This is a genomic window from Sphingomonas sp. PAMC 26605, assembly GCF_000241485.1.
Lineage (GTDB): Bacteria > Pseudomonadota > Alphaproteobacteria > Sphingomonadales > Sphingomonadaceae > Sphingomonas.
Genome location: NZ_JH584241.1, coordinates 954,752 through 972,595, shown reverse-complemented (window position 1 = coordinate 972,595; position 17,844 = coordinate 954,752). Strand labels below are relative to the sequence as shown.

Sequence of the window (17,844 nt, the reverse complement as noted above, 5' to 3'; positions counted from 1 at the left end):
TTCAAGCCGGAAATTCGGCGAGGCCGAACCGGATGGTCTGATTGGGCGCAATCGGTCGGACGAGCGGGCCGAGTACGACGAGCGTGGCGAGCAACAAGACGATCTCGACGCCGTAGACGACACCGTAGCCGGTCGCCGGGTCGGCGAGCGTCGGACCAAGGTCGTGCGCGATCGCGGCGGCGCTCGTCACGTCGCGGACGATCGCGCCGATCGCGATCGCCGCCCCCGCGCAGGTCGCCTGAACCGCGCCCCAGGCACCGAGCGCGAGGCCGTTGCGGCCGTCGAGCTCGGCCGTGTCCGAAATCGCCATCGCCGCGGTCAGCGTGCCGACCGAGAACAGCCCGCCGCCAAAGCCGATGATCGTCGCGCCGACCGCGAGCAGCGCCACCGCGTGCAGCGGGGCGGCGAAGATGACGCAGAGAAACGCGGCGATCCCGGCGACTCCGCCGAAGCCCGCGAGCCGGTGCGGCTCGCCGCCCTTGGCGAGGCTGCGCGCGGCGAGCGCGAAACCGCTCAGCATGCCGACCGCCCACAAAGCGGTGAGCGAGGTCGTCGCGCCGACCGACAGGCCAAGGATCTGCCCGCCATACGGTTCGAGCAGCACGTCCTGCATCGAGAAAGCCGCCGCCCCCAGCCCGGTCGCGACGAGCAACCGCAGCGTGCGCGGCCGCGCGATGAACAGCGCCCAGATCTCGCGGAAGGGCGCGGGGGTTTCCTCGGGCGCGGTGCCGCCGCGGCGGCGCGCTTCCTGCTTCCACAAAGCGGTCATGTTAAGCACCACCGTCAGCACCGCGGCGCCCTGGACGATCTGGACGAGATGCGTCGGCGTGAAATGGTCGAGCAGCCGGCCGATCACGATCGCGCTGACCATCATCCCGAGCAGCAGCATGACGTAGAGCAAGGCGACGACGCGCGGCCGGCTGTCGGGCGGCGCGAGATCGGTCGCGAGCGCGAGGCCGGCGGTCTGCGTCGTGTGCATGCCCGCACCGATCATCAGGAAGGCGACGCCCGCGCCGAGCTGCCCGACGATCGTCGGACCATGGCCGAGCCCGGTCATCACCAGCAAGGCGAAGGGCAGCAGCGCGAAACCGCCGAACTGGAGCAGCGTGCCGAACCAGATATAGGGGACGCGCTTCCAGCCGAGGATCGACTGGTGATGATCCGACTTGAAACCGATCAGCGCGCGCAGCGGCGCGAACAGCAAGGGCAGCGAGACCATCGCCGCGACCGCCCACGACGCCATGCCGAGCTCGACGATCATCACGCGGTTGAGCGTACCGGTGAGCAACACCGCCGCCATCCCGACCGAGACCTGGAACAGCGACAGCCGCAGCAGCCGGCCGAGCGGCAGCTCGGCGGTGGCGGCATCGGCGAAGGGCAGGAAGCGCGTGCCGAGCTGGCCCCAGAACGCGCCGCTCCTGACCGCGGCGAGCCGGCCGTGCTGGGCGTCGGCGTGCGGCAGCAACGACGCCTTCAAGGCGGCGAACCCGCTCATGCGGCGACCATTTCGAGCGCGTGGCTGGTATAGAAGCTCGCTGAGATGCGCCGGTCGCGTGCGATCCGGCTGGTCGGGACGGCGTTGGTGATCAGCGTGCGCAGCAAGCGATCGCGCACCGGCAGGATCGCGGGCGAGCGGTCGCCGCGCGGGAACATCCGACCCATGCCGAGCATCGCCATCAGCAGCGGCGTCTGCGGGGCGAAGGTGAAGGCGATCGAGCCGCGCGTCCGCTCGGCGAGCTGTTGCAGCACGGCGACGATGTCGAACGCCGGGTAGTGGATCAGCGAATCCATCGCCACGACATGGTCGAACGCGCCCAGCGCCGGGTCGAGCAGATCGCCGACGCGCCAGTCGATCGCAAGATGCGCGGGCGCGCGGTCGCGCGCGATCCGGACGAGGCTGCCCGCGACGTCGATCGCCACCACCTGCGCGCCGCGCTCGGCCGCCGCCACCGCGAGCGCGCCGGTGCCACAGCCGGCATCGAGCAGCCGCAGCCCGGTCATGTCGGCGGGCAGCCAGGAGAGCAGCGTATCGCGCATTGCGCTTCGCCCGGCGCGGACGGTCGCACGGATGCCGCTGACCGGCGCGTCGGAGGTGAGCTGCTCCCACGCCTTGGCCGCCGTGCGATCGAAATAGGTTTCGAGGTTGCCGCGAAAGTGGGTGTAGCTCGCGGTTGTCATCGCCGCCCTCCGATTCCGTCATTCCCGCGAAGGCGGGGATCCATTGCCGCAACGCTCGCAAGCGACAGAAGACGTTTGCCCGTATGGATCCCCGCCTGCGCGGGGATGACGGGCAAAGGGGGAGCGACACCCAGCATCATTCGAACCCCAGGAATTCGAAGATCTCGCGATCCTTCATCGGCTGCGCGTCGAGGGGTTCGCAGCCGGCCCACATCTGCGCGGCGAGGCGCTTGTATTCGAGGCAGGCGGCATCGACCTCGGGGGTCGAGTCCATCTCGAACAGAGTGCATTTCTTGAGGCGGCTACGGCGGATCGCGTCGAGATCGGGGAAATGCGCGAGCCGCTTCAACCCCGTGGCGGCGTTGAACCGGTCGATCTCGTCGGTCGCAGCCGAGCGGTTGGCGATCACCCCCGCCATGCGCACGTCGTAATTCTTGGCCTTGGCTTTGATCGCTGCGACGATGCGATTCATCGCGAAGATGCTGTCGAAATCGTTCGCCGCGACCACCACCGCGCGCTCGGCATGCTGCAACGGTGCCGCAAACCCGCCGCACACCACGTCGCCGAGCACGTCGAAGATCACGACGTCGGTTTCCTCGAGCAGATGGTGCTGCTTGAGCAGCTTGACCGTCTGTCCGACGACATAGCCGCCGCACCCGGTGCCGGCCGGCGGCCCGCCCGCCTCGACGCACATCACGCCGTTATAGCCCTCGAACATATAATCCTCGGGCCGCAATTCCTCGGCGTGGAATTCGACCGTCTCGAGCACGTCGATGACCGTCGGCATCAGCTTCTTGGTCAGCGTGAAGGTGCTGTCGTGTTTCGGATCGCAGCCGATCTGCAGCACCCGCTTGCCGAGCAAAGAGAAGGCGGCGGAGAGGTTCGACGAGGTGGTCGACTTGCCGATCCCGCCCTTGCCATAGACCGCGAACACCTTGGCGTTGCCGATCCGGTCGTTCGGGTCGAGGCCGACTTGGAGCGAGCCTTCGCCGTCCAAGCCGCGCATGGGGGGATCGAGCAGAGCCATAGGAATTTCCTTTATGCCGCGACCGCGACGATGCCCTCGAGACGATCCTCGAGCTCATCGCTGGCGGCATGGAGTGCGGCGAGCGTCGCCGCGTCGGGGGACCAATAGTTGCGCTCGGACGCCTCGATCAGGCGGTTGGCGACGCGCGCGGAAGCCTTGGGATTGAGCGCGGCGATCCGCTCGCGCATCTCGGCGTCGAGCACATAGGTTTCGCTGATCCGCTGATAGACCCACGGATCGACCTCGCCGGTCGTCGCCGACCAGCCCATCGTCGTCGTCACACTGCCTTCGATCTGGCGGACACCTTCGTAACCGTGGCGCAGCAGTCCTTCGGTCCAGACCGGATTGAGTACGCGCGTCCGCGTCTCGAGCGCGACTTGCTCCTGTAGGGACCGCACCTTGCCGGCGCCTTGCGTCTGGTCGCCGATATAGACCGGCGCCGCACTGCCTTTAGCGCGCGTGACCGCGCGGCTGATCCCGCCGAGCGTGTCGACATATTGGTCGATGCTGGTGATGCCGAGTTCGACGCTTTCGAGGTTCTGATACGCGCAGTCGACCGTCTCGAGCGCGGCCTTGAGAACCGCCGCCTGGCGCACCGGCGCCCCCTTGACGCCATAAGCGAACCCCTTCTGCCGCTCGAAACTGTCGGCGAGTTCGTCGGGATCGGTCCAGGCGCCGGTGTCGATCATCAGATTGACGTTCGCGCCATACGCGCCCTCGGCATTGGAGAAGACGCGCAGCGCCGCGGTCTCGAGGTCGCAGCCCTGCGCCGCGGCGTGTGCGCGGGCGTGGCGCCGGACGAAGTTCTGCTCGTCGGGCTCGTCTGCTTCCGCCGCGAGCAACGCGGCTTGCGCGAGCATCCGCGTCTGAAGCGGCAGCAGGTCGCGGAACACCCCCGACAGCGTGACGACGACGTCGATCCGCGGACGACCGAGCTCTTCCAGTGGGACCAGTTCGGCGCCAGCCAGCCGGTTATAGCTGTCGAAGCGCGGCCGCGCGCCGAGCAAAGCGAGCGCCTGTGCGATCTGCGCGCCTTCGCTCTTGAGGTTGTCGGTGCCCCACAGCACCATCGCCACCGTCTCGGGCAGATGCCCCGCATCGGCGAGGCTGCGCTCGATCAGCCGCTGCGCCTGCGCCGCGCCGTCCTTGACCGCGAAGGCCGAGGGGATGCGGAACGGGTCGAAGCCGTGGATGTTGCGCCCGGTCGGCAGGATTTCGGGGTTGCGCAACAGATCGCCGCCGGTGACCGGGTGGATATAGCGGCCGGCGAGCGCGGCGACGATCCCGTCAATCTCGCCATTGGCGGAGAGCGCGGCGTCGAGCACGGCCATGTCGCGCAACACTGCGGTATCGGGGACGCGCGTGCCATCGACCAGCGCGACGATCGTGTCGTGCGGCAGCGTTTCGCCACGCGCCTGAAGCGTTGCGGCGATCATCGCGATCCGCTCCTCGCGACTCGCCGCCTCGCCCGCGACGTGGAGCCCTTGCGGGATCAACTCGCGTTCGATTTCGTAGAGGCGGGCGGCGAGGTCGGCGATCCAGCCACCGTCCGGCGCCAGCGCCTCGCCGCGAGAGCCGCAATCGAGATCAAGATCGGTTGCCTGATCGGCAATCAGTTCGGCCAGATCGCGCGCTTCGTCGCTCCCCGGGACCGCCACGCGCCAGCGCTCGACCGACGCTTTCAGCGCGGCGAGCCCCTTGTACACGCCGGCATTGGTCAGCGCGGGCGTCAGATACGACACCAAGGTCGCGCCCGAGCGGCGCTTGGCGAGCACGCCCTCGGACGGATTGTTCGCGGCGTAGAGATAGATGTTGGGCAGGTCGCCGATCAGCCGGTCGGGCCAGCACATCGCGCTCAGCCCGCTCTGCTTGCCCGGCATGAATTCGAGGCTGCCGTGCGTCCCGAAATGCAGCACCGCATGCGCGCGGAAATCCTCGCGCAGCCAGCGGTAGAAAGCAGCAAAGGCGTGCGTCGGGGCGAAGCGCCCCTCGAACAGCAGCCGCATCGGGTCGCCCTCATAGCCGAGCGCGGGCTGCAGCCCGACAAAGACGTTGCCGAACTGGCGCCCGAGGATCTGCGCCGCGGTGCCGTCGGATTGCAGCCTGCCCGGCGCGGGCCCCCAGGCGGCCTCGATCTCGGCGAGCCAGGTCTCGCGCGCGACGATCGTGTCGGCGCCGACCTTGGCGTGGACATTGGCCTCGGTCCCGAAGCGCGCGGCATTGCCGCCGAGGATCGCCTCGCGCAGCGCATCGACCGTTGCGGGGATTTCGACCTGATACCCCTCGCGCGCGAGCCGCACGAGCGTCGCGTGGAGCGAGGCGAACACGCTGAGGAACTGCGCGCTGCCCGCCGCGCCGGCGTTGGGCGGAAAGTTGAACAGCACGACCGCGACGCGCTTCTCGGCATTTTCGGCGCGGCGCAGCGCGACGAGCTTCGCGACCCGCGCCGCGAGCATCTCGGCGCGTTCGCTGCAGGCCTGCATCGCGCGGACGGCGCTGCCGGCCGGGAAGGTGCAGCCGCGCGTGCAGCCGGTGCACGGCGAGTCGGATCCGTCCGATCGCCCGCCGAACACCATCGGCACCGTGCCCCCGTCGAGCTCGGGGATCGCCACCATCATCGTCGCCTCGAGCGGCAACAGCCCCTGGCGGCTCGCGCCCCATGCCTGGAGCGTCTGGAATTCGACCGGATGCGCGGCGAGATAGGGCATGTCGAGCGCGGCGAGCACCGTTTCGGCGGCGGCGGCATCGTTATAGGCGGGGCCGCCGACCAGGCTGAACCCGGTGAGGTTGACCACCGCATCAATGATCGGCACGCCGTCGCGCAGGAACAGCGCCTCGATCGCGGGCCGCCCGTCGAGCCCGCCGGCAAAGGCCGGGATCACGTCGAGCCCGCGCGCCTCGAGCGCGGCGATCACCCCGTCATAATGGCCGGCATCGTTGGCGAGCACGTAGGAGCGTAGCATCAGCAGCCCGACCCGGCCCTTCGCGCCGCGGTGGCGCGGAAGTTCGGTCGCGGTGGTGGCGATCCGGCCCGGCAAAGCGGGATGATAGACGCCGACCTCGGGATAGTCGCGCGGCGCGACTGCACGCATCGTGCCGCGCAACACCAGCCGCGGTCCGGCGGCATAGCGATCGACCAGCGCGCGGACCATGTCGACGACATTGTCGTCCGACGCCGCGAGCCAATATTGCATCGTCAGGAAATAGGCGCGCACGTCCTGCGCGGTGCCGGGGACGAAGCGCAGCAATTTGGGCAGCCGCCGCAACATCGCCATCTGCTTGGCGCCGCCGCTCGCGCCCGGCTTGGGCGATCCGCGCAGCTTCTTGAGCAAGGCGAGCATCCCGCCGCTCGGGCGGTCCATGCGATAGTCGCCCATCCGCGTGAGCCGCACCACTTCGCCCGCCGACATCAGCCCGATCATCGCGTCGCACGCCTCACGCCGAGCCTGGAGCTGCGGCAACACCGCGCGGATATGATCCTCGAGGAACAGCATGGTCAGCAACACCACGTCGCCGCGCGCGATGTCGGCGCGCGCTGCTTCCAGCGTCTCGGGCTTTTCCTCCCAATCGGCGGCGGCGTGGAAGCCGATCGTGACGCCCGGATGCTCGCGCGCGAGCCGGACCTGCGCGCGCTCGACCGCGCCCGACAGATGATTGTCGAGCGTGACGATCACGACGCGGACGCTGGCGGACCCGGCGTCCGAGCGCGGAAGGGCGACGCTAGCGCGCATAATGCGCCTTCGCGTCGTACAGCGTGTCGAGCGTGATCGCGGCGATGCCCTGCTCGGTGGCATAGCGCTCGGTGTTGCGGCGCGCCTTGCCGCGCACGAAGAACGGGATCTTCAGCAGCTCGCGCTCGGCTTCGGCACTCCAATCTCCCCTCCCGCTTGCGGGAGGGGGGCAGAAGAGTGTCCCAGATGGCTCGCGCCCGCGGCATCCGAAAACTCGAAATCGTCGCGGAACATCGTCAGCAGATGTTCCTCGAGCCCCATCACCAGCGGGTGCACCCAGGTGTCGAACAACACGTTCGCGCCCTCGAACCCCATTTGCGGGCTGTAGCGGGCGGGGAAATCCTGGACGTGGACCGGCGCCGAGATCACCGCGCACGGCATCCGCAGTCGCTTGGCGATGTGCCGCTCCATCTGCGTGCCGAGCACGAGCTCGGGTTGCAGCCTGGCGATCGCGTCCTCGACTTCGAGATAGTCGTCGGTGATCAGCGGCTCGAGCCCGTAGAGCGCGGCGGCGGTGCGGATGTCGCGCGCGAATTCACGATTGTAGCAGCCGAGCCCGACCACTTCGAAACCGAACTCGTCGCGCGCGACGCGCGCCGCGGCGACGGCATGCGTCGCATCGCCGAAGATGAAGACGCGCTTGCCGGTGAGATAGGTCGAATCGACCGACCGGCTCCACCATGGCAGGCGCGACGTGTCGAGCGCGGCGGCGGGGTCGACTCCGGCGAGCGCAGCGACCTCGGCGATAAAGTCGCGCGTCGCGCCGTGGCCGATCGGGACGGTGCGTACCGTCTTCTGCCCATGGGTGCGTTCGAGCCAGCGACAGGCGGTATCGGCGATCTCGGGATAGAGGCAGATGTTGAAATCGGCGTCGGGGAGCCGCGCGAGATCGGCGGGGGTCGCGCCCAAGGGGGCGACGACATTCACGCCGATCCCGAGCGTTTCGAGCAAGCGGCTGATCTCGACCACGTCGTCGCGGTGCCGGAAGCCGAGCGCGGTCGGCCCGAGGATGTTCGCGGTCTTGCGCGCCGGCGCAGGCCGCGCGTCCGCTTTCGCTACGGGGCAGAGTGCGCGGACCAACTGATAGAAGGTCTCTGCCGCGCCCCAATTCTCCTTGCGCTGATAGCTCGGCAGTTCGAGCGCGATCACCGGGATCGGCAGCCGCAGCGCAGAGGCGAGCCCGGCCGGATCGTCCTGGATCAGCTCGGCGGTGCACGACGCCCCGACCAGCAGCGCTTGCGGCGCGAATCGCTCGACCGCGTCGCGCACCGCGGTCTGGAACAGCGCGGCGGTATCCTTGCCGAGATCGCGCGCCTGGAAGGTCGTGTAGGTGACCGGCGGGCGCTTGCCGCGGCGCTCGATCATCGTGAACAGCAGATCGGCATAGGTGTCGCCCTGCGGCGCGTGGAGGACATAATGCACGCCTTCCATCGCGGTCGCGATGCGCATCGCGCCGACATGCGGCGGGCCTTCATAGGTCCAGACGGTCAGCTGCATGGCAGCCACCGGAGGCCGGAAGCGCGGGCGCGGGCGCCGCTCATACCTGCAACACGTCGCGCCGCCGCAGCGGTCGCGCGAAGAGGTCGGCGAGGTCGCCCGCCTGGTCGAAACCGTGGATCGGCGAGAAGACCAGTTCGATCGCCCATTTTGTCGTCAGCCCTTCGGCCTCGAGCGGATTGGCGAGGCCGAGCCCGCAGACGGTGAGATCGGGCCGTGCCGCGCGGACGCGGTCGAGCTGGCGGTCGACGTCCTGCCCCTCGCTGATCACGGTGTCCGCGGGCAGCAGCGCGAGTTCCTGCGCCATATGGCCGCGGTGCAGGTACGGCGTGCCGACTTCGAGTGGCACCATGCCAAGCTCCTGCGCCAGGAAGCGCGCCAGAGGGAGTTCGAGCTGCGAGTCGGGCAGGAAGAAGATGCGCTTGCCGGCGAGCCGGTCGCGCGCATGCGCGATCGCGCGTTTGGCGCGTTCGCGACCGGGCGCGATCACCGAACGGAAGTGCATTTCATCGATGCCGAAGGCCTGCGCCGCCGCGTGCAGCCATGCGCTCGTCCCCTCCGCCCCGAACGGGAACAGCGCATCGAGCCGCACCGCGCCGCGATCCTCGAGCGCGCGCGCAGTCTCGCCGAGGAACGGCTGCGCGAGCAGAAAGCGCGTGTTGGATCCGACCGGCGGCATCGCATCTGCGCGCCGCGCGGGGAAGCTGCGCACCGTCGCGATCCCGAGCTGCGCGAACAGCCGCAGGAACTGGTCCTCGACCATATCGGGCAGCGCGCCGACGATCATCAGCTCGGGCGCTGCCCCGGTTTCGCTCGCGCGAAGCTCGGGCACCAGCGCGGCGAGGCAGGCGTCCTCGCCCTCGGTAAAGGTCGTCTCGATCCCGCTGCCCGAATAATTGAGCACGCGAGTCGTCCCCGCGTGTTTCGCCGACAGCCGCTGCGCCGCGCGCGACAGATCGAGCTTGATGACTTCGGACGGACAGGAGCCGACGAGGAACAGCAGCTTGATCTCGGGGCGACGCGCGAGCAGTCGGTCGACGACCTGATCGAGCTCGGCATTGCAGTCCGCCATGCCGGCGAGATCGCGCTCCTCGATGATCGCGGTCGCGAAGCGCGGTTCGGCGAACACCATCACGCCCGCCGCCGATTGCAGCAGATGCGCACAGGTGCGCGAACCGACGACGAGGAAGAAGGCGTCCTGCAGCTTGCGGTGGAGCCAGATGATCCCGGTCAGCCCGCAAAACACCTCGCGCTGGCCGCGCTCGCGCAGCACGCTCCGCACCGGCTTGGCGCAGTCGGCGCTTGTCGGGAGGCTAAGCGGCATCGCGGTCATACGGCCACCGCCTGCAGCCCGGCCGCGCGCGCACCACCCTGCAACCGTGCCGCGCGCAATTTGAGGAGGAACTGCGTCGCGTTGACGATATAGGTGGCATACGCCGCGAGCGCGAGCAGCATCCGTGTGCGTTCGCTGCCAATCGCGAACACCAGCATCACCAGATAGGCGGTGTGCAGCGCCAGCACGAGGAAGCTGACGACATCCTCCCAGAAGAAGGCGTCGGCGAACAGCCAGCGGTCGAACACAGCCTTTTCCCAGAACGATCCGGTGATCATGATCGTATAGAGGGTCAGCGTTTTGAGCACGATCGACACGGTCGCGACGGTCGCCCCGTGACCCGTGGCGAGATAGTGCAGGACGAGCACCGTGCTCACCAGGAAAACGAGGAACTGGACCGGCGCCAGCACGCCCTGGACCAGCGTCCAGCGCGTCGCATCGCGGCGCACCCGCTGCTCGGGCGTGTACAATCCGCCCCGCGGATTGGGTTGCGCTGTCGTGTCGGAACGCTGGCGTGCCTGCATCTTTCCCGCTCCATCTCCCACGCCGAAGACTGAGCCCGCCTGCCAAGAGTGTCAATATAATTTGACGTATAAAACTTCTGACAAATGGTGCAGCGCGGAATCGATAGTGCGTTGCCAGACACTTGCGAGAGGCATAGGCTGCGAGTCGCCGGACCAGCCAAACATGGCCGCCGACGTACATCGCGTGATCAACCAGACCGGGAGAGTCGGGGTGGCTTCGGTGATCAGGTTCGAGGAATTCGTCCAGCGCGGACGCGCACGGTTTAACCGCCTGCGCGATCGGAACGCGCGTCAGCGACCCGACGGCGTTCAGCGCGGTGTCGGGATCGACAAGGCGCGCGCGCTGAACCAGCTGATCGAGCGCGAGGTGATCCCGCGCCTGCTCGTCGCGCATGCGGCGCCCCACCCGGCGACGGAGCGATCGCAAACTGACCATATCGAGCAAGCCGAGGTGGCGGCGTTCGCCCCGCTCGCGCTCCAGGTCGAGGCCGACGAATTGCTCGAGCATGTCGAGGCGATGATCGCGCGCGGTGTTTCGCGCGAGACGCTGCTGGTCGATTTGCTCGCACCGGCTGCGCGGCTGCTCGGTCAGTTCTGGGAAGAGGATCGGTGCGACTTCGTCGACGTGACGATGGGTCTGTGGCGGCTCCAGGAAGTGGTGCACGAGATCTTCGGCCGCACCACGCCCGATCGTCATAGCCCGGGCCCAGCCCGACGCGCGCTGTTCGCCTCGCTCGAGGGCGACCAGCACAGTTTCGGGACCGTGGTGGTCGACGAACTGTTCGGCGCCAATGGCTGGCTGACCGATCGCGTCGCCGAGGCGAGCCCTGCGGTGCTGTGCGAGCGCGTTCGCGACGATTGGTTCGATCTGGTCGGATTGACGATCACGTGCGACTGCCATATCGCGCCCTTGCCCTCGATCGTCCGCGGCATCCGCGCGGCGTCCTGCAATCCGCGGATTTGCGTGATGGTCGGTGGCCGGGTGTTCGCCCTCGATGCCAGCCGCGCCGCCGCGGTCGGTGCCGACGGGACCGCGCCCGATGCGCGTGCCGCAGTCCGCGTCGCGGGCGCGCTGGTCGATGCGGTGGCGCAGGAGATGGTTGCGTCGATGACCGGCTGATCCCATTGTCGGGTCGCGCGGGCACAGGCAGGCCGCGGGACGAAGGACTTCAGGAGTATGAACGGTTTGGCGATGAACGATCGTCCCCCCCATCCTGCACCCAATGCCTTTTCCGATCCCGAAACGGTCGCGCGGAGTCTCGCGCCCCACGCGGCGGTGGCGCTGCTTGCCTCGATCGGCGACGTCGCGCTGGTGATCGATAAGGCGGGCGTGATCCGCGATATCGCCGTCCCCAATGCCGAGCTCGAGGCGCAGGGGGTGCGCGACTGGGTCGATCAGCCGTGGCGCGATGTCGTCGCGATGGACAGTCAGCCAAAGATCGTCGAGATGCTCGTCGACAGCACCGAGCCGGCGCGCTGGCGGCAAGTCAATCACATGCTTACCGGTGGTGGCGAAGTGCCGATCCGCTATCTCGTGGTGAGAACGGGCGCCGACGGCAGCGCGATCGCGATCGGACGCGAGATGCGCGCCGCCGCCGCGCTGCAGCAGCGCCTGCTCCAGACGCAGCAATCGCTCGAGCGCGACTATATCAAGCTGCGCCAGGCCGAGGCGCGCTATCGCATGCTGTTCGATCTCGGGACCGAGCCGATCCTGATCGTCGACGCCGCGACGCGTCGGATCCGCGAAAGCAATCCGGCGGCGCTGGATCTGCTCGGGCTCAAGGAAGGCGCGCTCGCCGATCAGCCGATCGCGACGATCGTCGCGCCCGAGGATCGCGACGGGTTCATCGCGCATCTCGGCGCCGCGGGCGCGAGCGACGATCTCGCGCCGGTCGCGATCCGGCTTGCCGGAGACCGCGGCAATGCGCACGTCTCGGTACGGCTATTCCGCCAGGGGCGTGCCGCATTGCTGCTGGTTCGGATCGTGGCCGCGGCGGCGACTCCGGCGGTTTCGTCGCATGCCGCGGTGGTCGGTGCGGTAATCGAGCAAATGCCCGACGCCTTTGTGCTGACCGATGCCGCGTTGACGATCCTCGTCGCCAATGCCGCATTCGTCGAACTGGCGGGCGTGGCATCCGCCGACCGCGTGGTCGGCGCCCCGCTCGGAACCTGGCTCGGGCGCCCCGGGATCGATCTAGACCTGATCGTCGCGCAGATCCGCGAGCATGATACGGTGCGCAACGTCGCGACCATCCTCCGCGGCGAAAATGGCGCGCAGGAGGAGATCGAGCTGTCGGGGGTCGCCGCACCGCAGGACGACTCGACCTGCTACGGCTTCACCATCCGCAATGTCGGGCGGCGGCTGCGCAGCGTCGTGACGGCGGACCGCGACGTGCCGCGCTCGGTCGAGCAATTGACCGAGCTGGTCGGGCGGATGTCGCTAAAGGACATCGTCCGCGAATCGACCGATCTGATCGAGCGGCTCTGCATCGAAGCGGCATTGGCCTATACCTCGGACAATCGCGCGTCGGCCGCCGAGATCCTGGGGGTCAGCCGACAGAGCCTCTATTCGAAGCTCCATCGGCACGGGCTCGGAAACCTCGTCTCGGGCGACAATTGAGGCCGACAACAAATATTGACATCGGCATTGTCAAAATAATTTGACGACGCCGCGGCGTCGCCATAGCCTCGTCTGATGGCACGTGTGACGACTCTTTCGCTCGCTGCTGCGCAGCCTCCGCGGTTCCGCGATGTCGTCGAGCTGCTCAAGCCGATCACCTGGTTTCCGCCGATCTGGGCGTTTCTGTGCGGCGTCGCGTCGGCCGGGATACCGCTTTCTAGCCGCTGGCCGTTTCTGATCGCGGGGATTGCCCTGGTCGGGCCGCTGGTGTGCGGCACCAGCCAGGCGGTCAACGACTGGTTCGATCGCCATGTCGATGCGATCAACGAGCCCGGCCGCCCGATCCCGTCGGGCCGGATCGCGGGTCAATGGGGTTTGTGGATCGCGGTGATCGGCACCGGCGCAGCGCTGCTCGTGGCGGCGGCGACCGATCGCTGGGTCTTTGCCGCGACCTGCCTCGGCCTGGCCTTTGCCTGGGCCTATAGCGCGCCGCCCTTGCGGCTGAAGCAAAGCGGCATCTGGGGGCCGAGCGCGGTCGCACTGACCTATGAGGGGCTGACCTGGTTCACCGGCGCCGCCGCGATGGCCGGGGCTTTTCCGTCGCGGCGGATCATGGCGATCCTGCTGCTCTACAGCGCCGGCGCGTTCGGGATCATGACGCTCAACGACTTCAAGGCGGTCGCGGGTGACCGCGCGATGGGGATCCGCTCGCTACCCGCGACGCTCGGCGTCGATCGGGCGGCGCGGCTGGCGTGCGTCGTGATGGTCGTCCCGCAATGCGCCGTGGTCGCGCTGTTGCTGCACTGGCAGCATCAGCTCGTCGCCGCCGTGATCGCCGCGTTGCTCGTCGGGCAGCTCGCCTTGATGGCGCGGTTGCTGCGCGATCCGCTGCGCTTCACGCCGTGGTACAATGCGACGGGGACGAGCCTCTACGTGCTCGGCATGCTCGCGACGGCGCTCGCGCTCGGCGGAGTGCTCGGGCTGTGACGCGCGCCGGCCTTGGCTGGATCGGCATCGTCCGCCTCGGGCTGGTGCAAAGCGCGATCGGCGCGATCGTGATGCTGGCGACCTCGCTGCTCAACCGCGTGATGGTCGTCGAATATGCGCTGCCTGCGGCGCTCCCGGCGGGACTGGTCGCGTGGCATTATGCGGTGCAGCTCGCGCGCCCGCTCTGGGGGCATGGCTCCGACGCCGGGCGGCGGCGGACGCCGTGGGTGATCGGCGGGATGGTCGTGCTCGCGGGCGGCGCGATGCTCGCGGTCGCGGCGATCGGGATCATGCCGCGCTCGGCGGCGTTGGGCGTAGCGCTGTCCGTGCTCGGCTTCACGCTGATCGGCGCGGGCGTCGGTGCCGCCGGGACGTCGCTGCTGGCGGTGCTCGCGACGCGCGTCGCCCCCGAACGCCGCGCGGCGGCTGCGGCGATCACCTGGATCATGATGGTCGCCGGGATCGCGGTGTCGGCGGGGGTCGCCGGCAAGCTCGTCGATCCCTTCTCGTTCGCGCGGCTGCAATCGGTGGTGGATGGCATTGCCGGGGCGGCGGTGGTGATCGCGACGCTCGCGATCTGGGGCGTCGAAGGTGTCGGCCAAGCCGCAGCCGGCGTCCCGCGCCAGCCGCCCGCACCCTTGCGCCCGGCGCTTGCCGCACTCTGGGCCGATCGGCGCGCGCGCGGCTTCACCGGCTTCGTCTTCATGTCGATGCTCGCTTATGCGATGCAGGATCTGATCCTCGAGCCGTTCACCGGCTTGCGCTTCGGCATGACGCCGAGCCAATCGACGCAGATCTCGGGGATCCAGCATGGCGGCGTGCTGCTCGGGATGATCCTTGCCGGAGTCGGCGGCGGGGCGTTCGACACGCGGCGCGGCGGGGGGTTGCAGCGCTGGATCGTCGGCGGCTGCTTCGGCTCGGCGCTGGCGCTGGGCGGGCTCGCGCTCGCCGCGCGCGTCGGGCCGGGCTGGCCGATCCTCGCCAATATCTTCGCGCTCGGCTTCGCCAACGGCGTGTTCGCGGTCGCCGCGATCGGCGCGATGATGGCGCTGGCGGGCGCCGACGGCGATTCGCAGGCGGGGTTGCGGATGGGCGTGTGGGGGGCGGCGCAAGCGATCGCGTTCGGATTGGGCGGGCTGACCGGGGCGGTCGCGGTCGATGCGGGCCGTGCGCTGATCGGATCGCTGCCCGAGACCTTCATGCTCGTCTTCGGCGCCGAGGCGGTGCTGTTCCTGCTCGCCGCTGCGCTGGCGATCGACGTCCCGCGCCGCGTCGGCGCGATCGGCCGCGAGGTGGCGATATGACCCCCGACTTCGATTGCGTCGTTATCGGCGGGGGGCCCGCCGGCGCGATCGCCGCGACCGATCTCGCGCAAAGCGGGCGGCGCGTGCTGCTGCTCGACCGCGGCGGGCGGATCAAGCCGTGCGGCGGGGCGATACCGCCGCGCGCGATCGCCGATTTCGCGATCCCCGAGCATCTGCTCGTCGCGCGCGCGACCTCCGCGCGGATGGTCGCCCCCTCGGCCAAAGTGGTCGACATGCCTGTCGGCGACGGCTTTGTCGGATTGGTCGATCGCGCCGATTTCGACGAATGGCTGCGCGCGCGCGCCGCCATCGCGGGGGCCGAGCGGTTGACAGGCCGCTTCGTGCGGATCGAGCGCGACGCCGGGCATCCGGTCGTCGTCGTGCGCGCGACGCGCGGCGAGGCCGAGCAGCGGATCGCGACGCGCTGCGTGATCGGTGCCGACGGCGCGCGGTCGGAAGTGGCGCGGACGCAACTCGTCGGCGTACCGCCGGTGCCATGCGTCTTCGCCTATCACGAGATCATCGCCGCACCGCGCGGCGGCGATGGCGATGGCGGGGGCGATGGCGGGGGTGACCGCGGCATCGATTTCGACCCGGCGCGCTGCGACGTCTTCTATCAGGGCAAGCATTCGCCCGATTTCTACGCCTGGGTGTTTCCGCACGGCGACACTGCGAGCATCGGCGTCGGCAGCGCGCGCAAAGGGTTCGGCCTGCGCGCATCGGTCGCCGCGCTGCGCGCGCAGACCGGGCTCGATGCCTGTGAGACGCTGCGCTGCGAAGGCGCGCCGATCCCGCTCAAGCCGCTCAAGCGCTGGGACAATGGCCGCGACGTGCTCGTCGCGGGCGACGCCGCGGGCGTCGTCGCACCCGCCTCGGGTGAAGGCATCTATTACGCGATGGCGGGGGGGCGTTATGCCGCCGAAGCGATCGAGGCCTATCTCGCGACGGGCAAGGCGGCGGCGCTACGACAGGCGCGCAAACGCTTTCTGCGGGCGCATGGCCGGGTGTTCTGGATTCTCGGGATCCTGCAATATTTCTGGTACGCCAATGACAAGCGGCGCGAGCGCTTCGTCAAAATGTGTGCCGATCCCGATGTCCAGCGGCTGACCTGGGACGCCTATATGCACAAGCGGCTCGTCCGCGCCGAGCCCGCCGCGCATCTCCGGATCTTCCTCAAGGACATGCGCCATCTGCTCGGGCTGGCGCCGGCATGAGGCGCCACGCGCCCCTGCTGCACCCCGCCTGGGGCTTGCCGGTCGCGGCCGCGGCGCTCGCCGCGCTGGTCGTCGTGGTGATGGGCGGGACGATCACCGAAACCGGCGCCTGGTATCATGGCCTTGCGCAGCCGCGCTGGTCGCCGCCCGACGCGGCCTATGGCGTCGCTTGGACGACGCTCTATCTGATCACCGCCTGCGCCGCGGTCACCGGCTGGCGCGCGATCCCCGATCGGCACGGCGCCGAGTGGATGATCGGGCTGTTCGCGCTCAGCGGCTTGCTCAACATCGTGTGGAGTCTGTTGTTCTTCCGGCTCCACCGGCCCGATTGGGCGGCGATCGACGCGGTGGCGTGGTGGGTCGCGATCGCGCTGTGGATCTATACGCTGTGGCCGCGCTCGCTTGCTGCCGCCTTGCTGCTGCTGCCGTATCTCGGCGGGGTCACTTTCGCGGGCTATCTGACGATGACGATCGCGCGGCTCAACGGCCCGTTCGGGTGAACGGGGTCGCGACCTGGCTCTATGCGCAGGGGCATGCGATCGACGTGATTCTCGGCGTGCTGCTGGTCGAGGCGGTCTGGCTGGTGCGATGGCGCAACTGGCCGCCGGGCGCCGCGGTGCTGTGCCTCTTGCCGGGCGCGGCCTTGCTGCTGGCGGTGCGTGCGGCGTTGATCGGGCTCGCCTGGCCATGGGTTGCCTTGGCGCTGGCGCTGTCGTTCCCGGCGCATCTGGCGGACGTGATGTCACGCACGCGCCGCGCCGGCTGATCCGGCTGATCCGGCGGCGACGGTGCGATCCGCGCCGTCGCGGGGCTGGCCCCGCGACGGCCCGTGATCACGCGAGCGTCAGGAATTCGCCTTGAGATAGGCGATGACGTCGGCGCGCTTCTGCGGGTCGGTCGGCCAGCCCGCGAAGGTCATCTTGGTCCCCGGCACGACGCGCTGCGGATTCTCGAGATACTGGAAGAGCTTGTCCTCGGTCCAGGTGATGCCGCTATTCTTGTTGGCGGTCGAATAGACGAAGCCGGGGATGATCCCGGCCTTGCGCCCGACGACTCCGTGCAGCGACGGCCCGATCTTGTTCACCCCCGCTTCGATCGCATGGCATGTCTTGCAGGTAAGGAAGTCGGCCTCGCCCTTCTTCGCGTCGCCCGTATAGGCGGCGAGCTTCACCCCGGCGATCGTGTCGGTATTGTCAGCGGCGACCGCGGGCGCAGCGGCGCCTGGCGTCGTTGCCGGCGCGCCGGCGGGTGCCGCGGCCGGCGTCGTGGCCGCCGCGGTGGTTTCAGTCGTCGTACTGGTGCTGGTGTCTTCGGTCTTTTTTGCGAACGCCGTCATCGCGAGCGCGGCGCACGAAACGCCGAAGATAAGGTGGCCAATCCGCATCGTTGATGGTGTGCGCATGATCCTGCTCCTGTTGGTCGTTTAGAC

At 69.0% G+C, this 17,844-nt stretch carries 16 protein-coding genes; 7 read left to right on the top strand and 9 right to left on the bottom strand.

Going from position 1 to position 17,844, the window contains the following annotated elements:
* Position 1: 1 nt before the first annotated feature.
* The 8 genes from RH90_RS04350 to bchF all read right to left on the bottom strand — a co-directional run bounded on the left by RH90_RS04350 (position 2) and on the right by bchF (position 10,290).
* Positions 2-1,495 carry a BCD family MFS transporter gene (locus RH90_RS04350; RefSeq protein ID WP_010184121.1) on the bottom strand — a complete coding sequence of 498 codons (1,494 nt, stop codon included), beginning with the start codon at positions 1,493-1,495 and terminating at the stop codon, positions 2-4.
* Positions 1,492-2,178: a magnesium protoporphyrin IX methyltransferase gene (gene bchM / locus RH90_RS04345; RefSeq protein WP_010184120.1), complete on the bottom strand. Its 687-nt coding sequence runs from the start codon at positions 2,176-2,178 to the stop codon at positions 1,492-1,494. Before bchM ends, RH90_RS04350 begins: the two co-directional genes overlap by 4 nt.
* Positions 2,179-2,314: 136 nt before the next feature.
* A complete protein-coding gene (gene bchL, locus RH90_RS04340; protein ID WP_010184119.1) occupies positions 2,315-3,205 on the bottom strand; it encodes a ferredoxin:protochlorophyllide reductase (ATP-dependent) iron-sulfur ATP-binding protein in 891 nt (296 codons plus the stop codon).
* A gap of 11 nt (positions 3,206-3,216) precedes the next feature.
* Entirely contained in the window at positions 3,217-6,936 is a 3,720-nt protein-coding gene (locus RH90_RS04335) for a magnesium chelatase subunit H (RefSeq protein WP_010184117.1), read from the bottom strand.
* A complete protein-coding gene (locus tag RH90_RS24735) occupies positions 6,926-7,033 on the bottom strand; it encodes a light-independent protochlorophyllide reductase subunit B (protein WP_010184116.1) in 108 nt (35 codons plus the stop codon). Before RH90_RS24735 ends, RH90_RS04335 begins: the two co-directional genes overlap by 11 nt.
* Before the next feature lie 14 nt (positions 7,034-7,047).
* Positions 7,048-8,433: a ferredoxin:protochlorophyllide reductase (ATP-dependent) subunit B gene (gene bchB, locus RH90_RS04330; protein WP_010184115.1), complete on the bottom strand. Its 1,386-nt coding sequence runs from the start codon at positions 8,431-8,433 to the stop codon at positions 7,048-7,050.
* Positions 8,434-8,473: 40 nt separating this feature from the next.
* Positions 8,474-9,766, bottom strand: coding sequence for a ferredoxin:protochlorophyllide reductase (ATP-dependent) subunit N (locus RH90_RS04325; protein WP_010184114.1), 1,293 nt, complete (start codon positions 9,764-9,766; stop codon positions 8,474-8,476).
* Positions 9,763-10,290 (bottom strand): 2-vinyl bacteriochlorophyllide hydratase, encoded by a 528-nt coding sequence (gene bchF, locus RH90_RS04320; protein WP_010184112.1) that lies wholly within the window; start codon positions 10,288-10,290, stop codon positions 9,763-9,765. Before bchF ends, RH90_RS04325 begins: the two co-directional genes overlap by 4 nt.
* Before the next feature lie 163 nt (positions 10,291-10,453).
* Between bchF and RH90_RS04315 the strand changes: the two genes are divergently transcribed.
* The 7 genes from RH90_RS04315 (at position 10,454) to RH90_RS04285 (ending at position 17,181) form a co-directional block, all read left to right on the top strand.
* Positions 10,454-11,410, top strand: coding sequence for a cobalamin B12-binding domain-containing protein (locus RH90_RS04315; protein WP_010184110.1), 957 nt, complete (start codon positions 10,454-10,456; stop codon positions 11,408-11,410).
* Positions 11,411-11,482: 72 nt separating this feature from the next.
* Positions 11,483-12,910, top strand: coding sequence for a transcriptional regulator PpsR (gene ppsR, locus RH90_RS04310; RefSeq protein WP_037492633.1), 1,428 nt, complete (start codon positions 11,483-11,485; stop codon positions 12,908-12,910).
* Positions 12,911-12,985: 75 nt separating this feature from the next.
* Positions 12,986-13,897, top strand: coding sequence for a chlorophyll synthase ChlG (gene chlG / locus RH90_RS04305; protein WP_010184107.1), 912 nt, complete (start codon positions 12,986-12,988; stop codon positions 13,895-13,897).
* Positions 13,894-15,201, top strand: a complete 1,308-nt coding sequence (locus tag RH90_RS04300; RefSeq protein WP_010184106.1) for a BCD family MFS transporter — start codon at positions 13,894-13,896, stop codon at positions 15,199-15,201. Before chlG ends, RH90_RS04300 begins: the two co-directional genes overlap by 4 nt.
* Positions 15,198-16,415 carry a geranylgeranyl diphosphate reductase gene (locus RH90_RS04295; protein ID WP_010184104.1) on the top strand — a complete coding sequence of 406 codons (1,218 nt, stop codon included), beginning with the start codon at positions 15,198-15,200 and terminating at the stop codon, positions 16,413-16,415. The genes RH90_RS04300 and RH90_RS04295 overlap by 4 nt, the downstream gene beginning before the upstream one ends.
* Positions 16,412-16,915 (top strand): TspO/MBR family protein, encoded by a 504-nt coding sequence (locus RH90_RS04290; RefSeq protein ID WP_010184103.1) that lies wholly within the window; start codon positions 16,412-16,414, stop codon positions 16,913-16,915. Before RH90_RS04295 ends, RH90_RS04290 begins: the two co-directional genes overlap by 4 nt.
* Positions 16,912-17,181 (top strand): hypothetical protein, encoded by a 270-nt coding sequence (locus RH90_RS04285; protein ID WP_010184102.1) that lies wholly within the window; start codon positions 16,912-16,914, stop codon positions 17,179-17,181. The genes RH90_RS04290 and RH90_RS04285 overlap by 4 nt, the downstream gene beginning before the upstream one ends.
* A 78-nt stretch (positions 17,182-17,259) precedes the next feature.
* Here RH90_RS04285 and RH90_RS04280 read toward each other — a convergent pair whose 3' ends face one another.
* On the bottom strand, positions 17,260-17,817 hold the full coding sequence (locus tag RH90_RS04280) for a c-type cytochrome (RefSeq protein WP_157134514.1): 558 nt from the start codon (positions 17,815-17,817) through the stop codon (positions 17,260-17,262).
* Positions 17,818-17,844 lie beyond the last annotated feature (27 nt).

Coding starts and splice junctions, on each gene's coding strand:
- RH90_RS04350 (WP_010184121.1), bottom strand. CDS start 1,495: ATGAGCGGGTTCGCCGCCTTGAAGGCGTCGTTGCTGCCGCACGCCGAC.
- bchM (WP_010184120.1), bottom strand. CDS start 2,178: ATGACAACCGCGAGCTACACCCACTTTCGCGGCAACCTCGAAACCTAT.
- bchL (WP_010184119.1), bottom strand. CDS start 3,205: ATGGCTCTGCTCGATCCCCCCATGCGCGGCTTGGACGGCGAAGGCTCG.
- RH90_RS04335 (WP_010184117.1), bottom strand. CDS start 6,936: ATGCGCGCTAGCGTCGCCCTTCCGCGCTCGGACGCCGGGTCCGCCAGC.
- bchB (WP_010184115.1), bottom strand. CDS start 8,433: ATGCAGCTGACCGTCTGGACCTATGAAGGCCCGCCGCATGTCGGCGCG.
- RH90_RS04325 (WP_010184114.1), bottom strand. CDS start 9,766: ATGACCGCGATGCCGCTTAGCCTCCCGACAAGCGCCGACTGCGCCAAG.
- bchF (WP_010184112.1), bottom strand. CDS start 10,290: ATGCAGGCACGCCAGCGTTCCGACACGACAGCGCAACCCAATCCGCGG.
- RH90_RS04315 (WP_010184110.1), top strand. CDS start 10,454: ATGGCCGCCGACGTACATCGCGTGATCAACCAGACCGGGAGAGTCGGG.
- ppsR (WP_037492633.1), top strand. CDS start 11,483: ATGAACGATCGTCCCCCCCATCCTGCACCCAATGCCTTTTCCGATCCC.
- chlG (WP_010184107.1), top strand. CDS start 12,986: ATGGCACGTGTGACGACTCTTTCGCTCGCTGCTGCGCAGCCTCCGCGG.
- RH90_RS04295 (WP_010184104.1), top strand. CDS start 15,198: ATGACCCCCGACTTCGATTGCGTCGTTATCGGCGGGGGGCCCGCCGGC.
- RH90_RS04290 (WP_010184103.1), top strand. CDS start 16,412: ATGAGGCGCCACGCGCCCCTGCTGCACCCCGCCTGGGGCTTGCCGGTC.
- RH90_RS04280 (WP_157134514.1), bottom strand. CDS start 17,817: ATGCGCACACCATCAACGATGCGGATTGGCCACCTTATCTTCGGCGTT.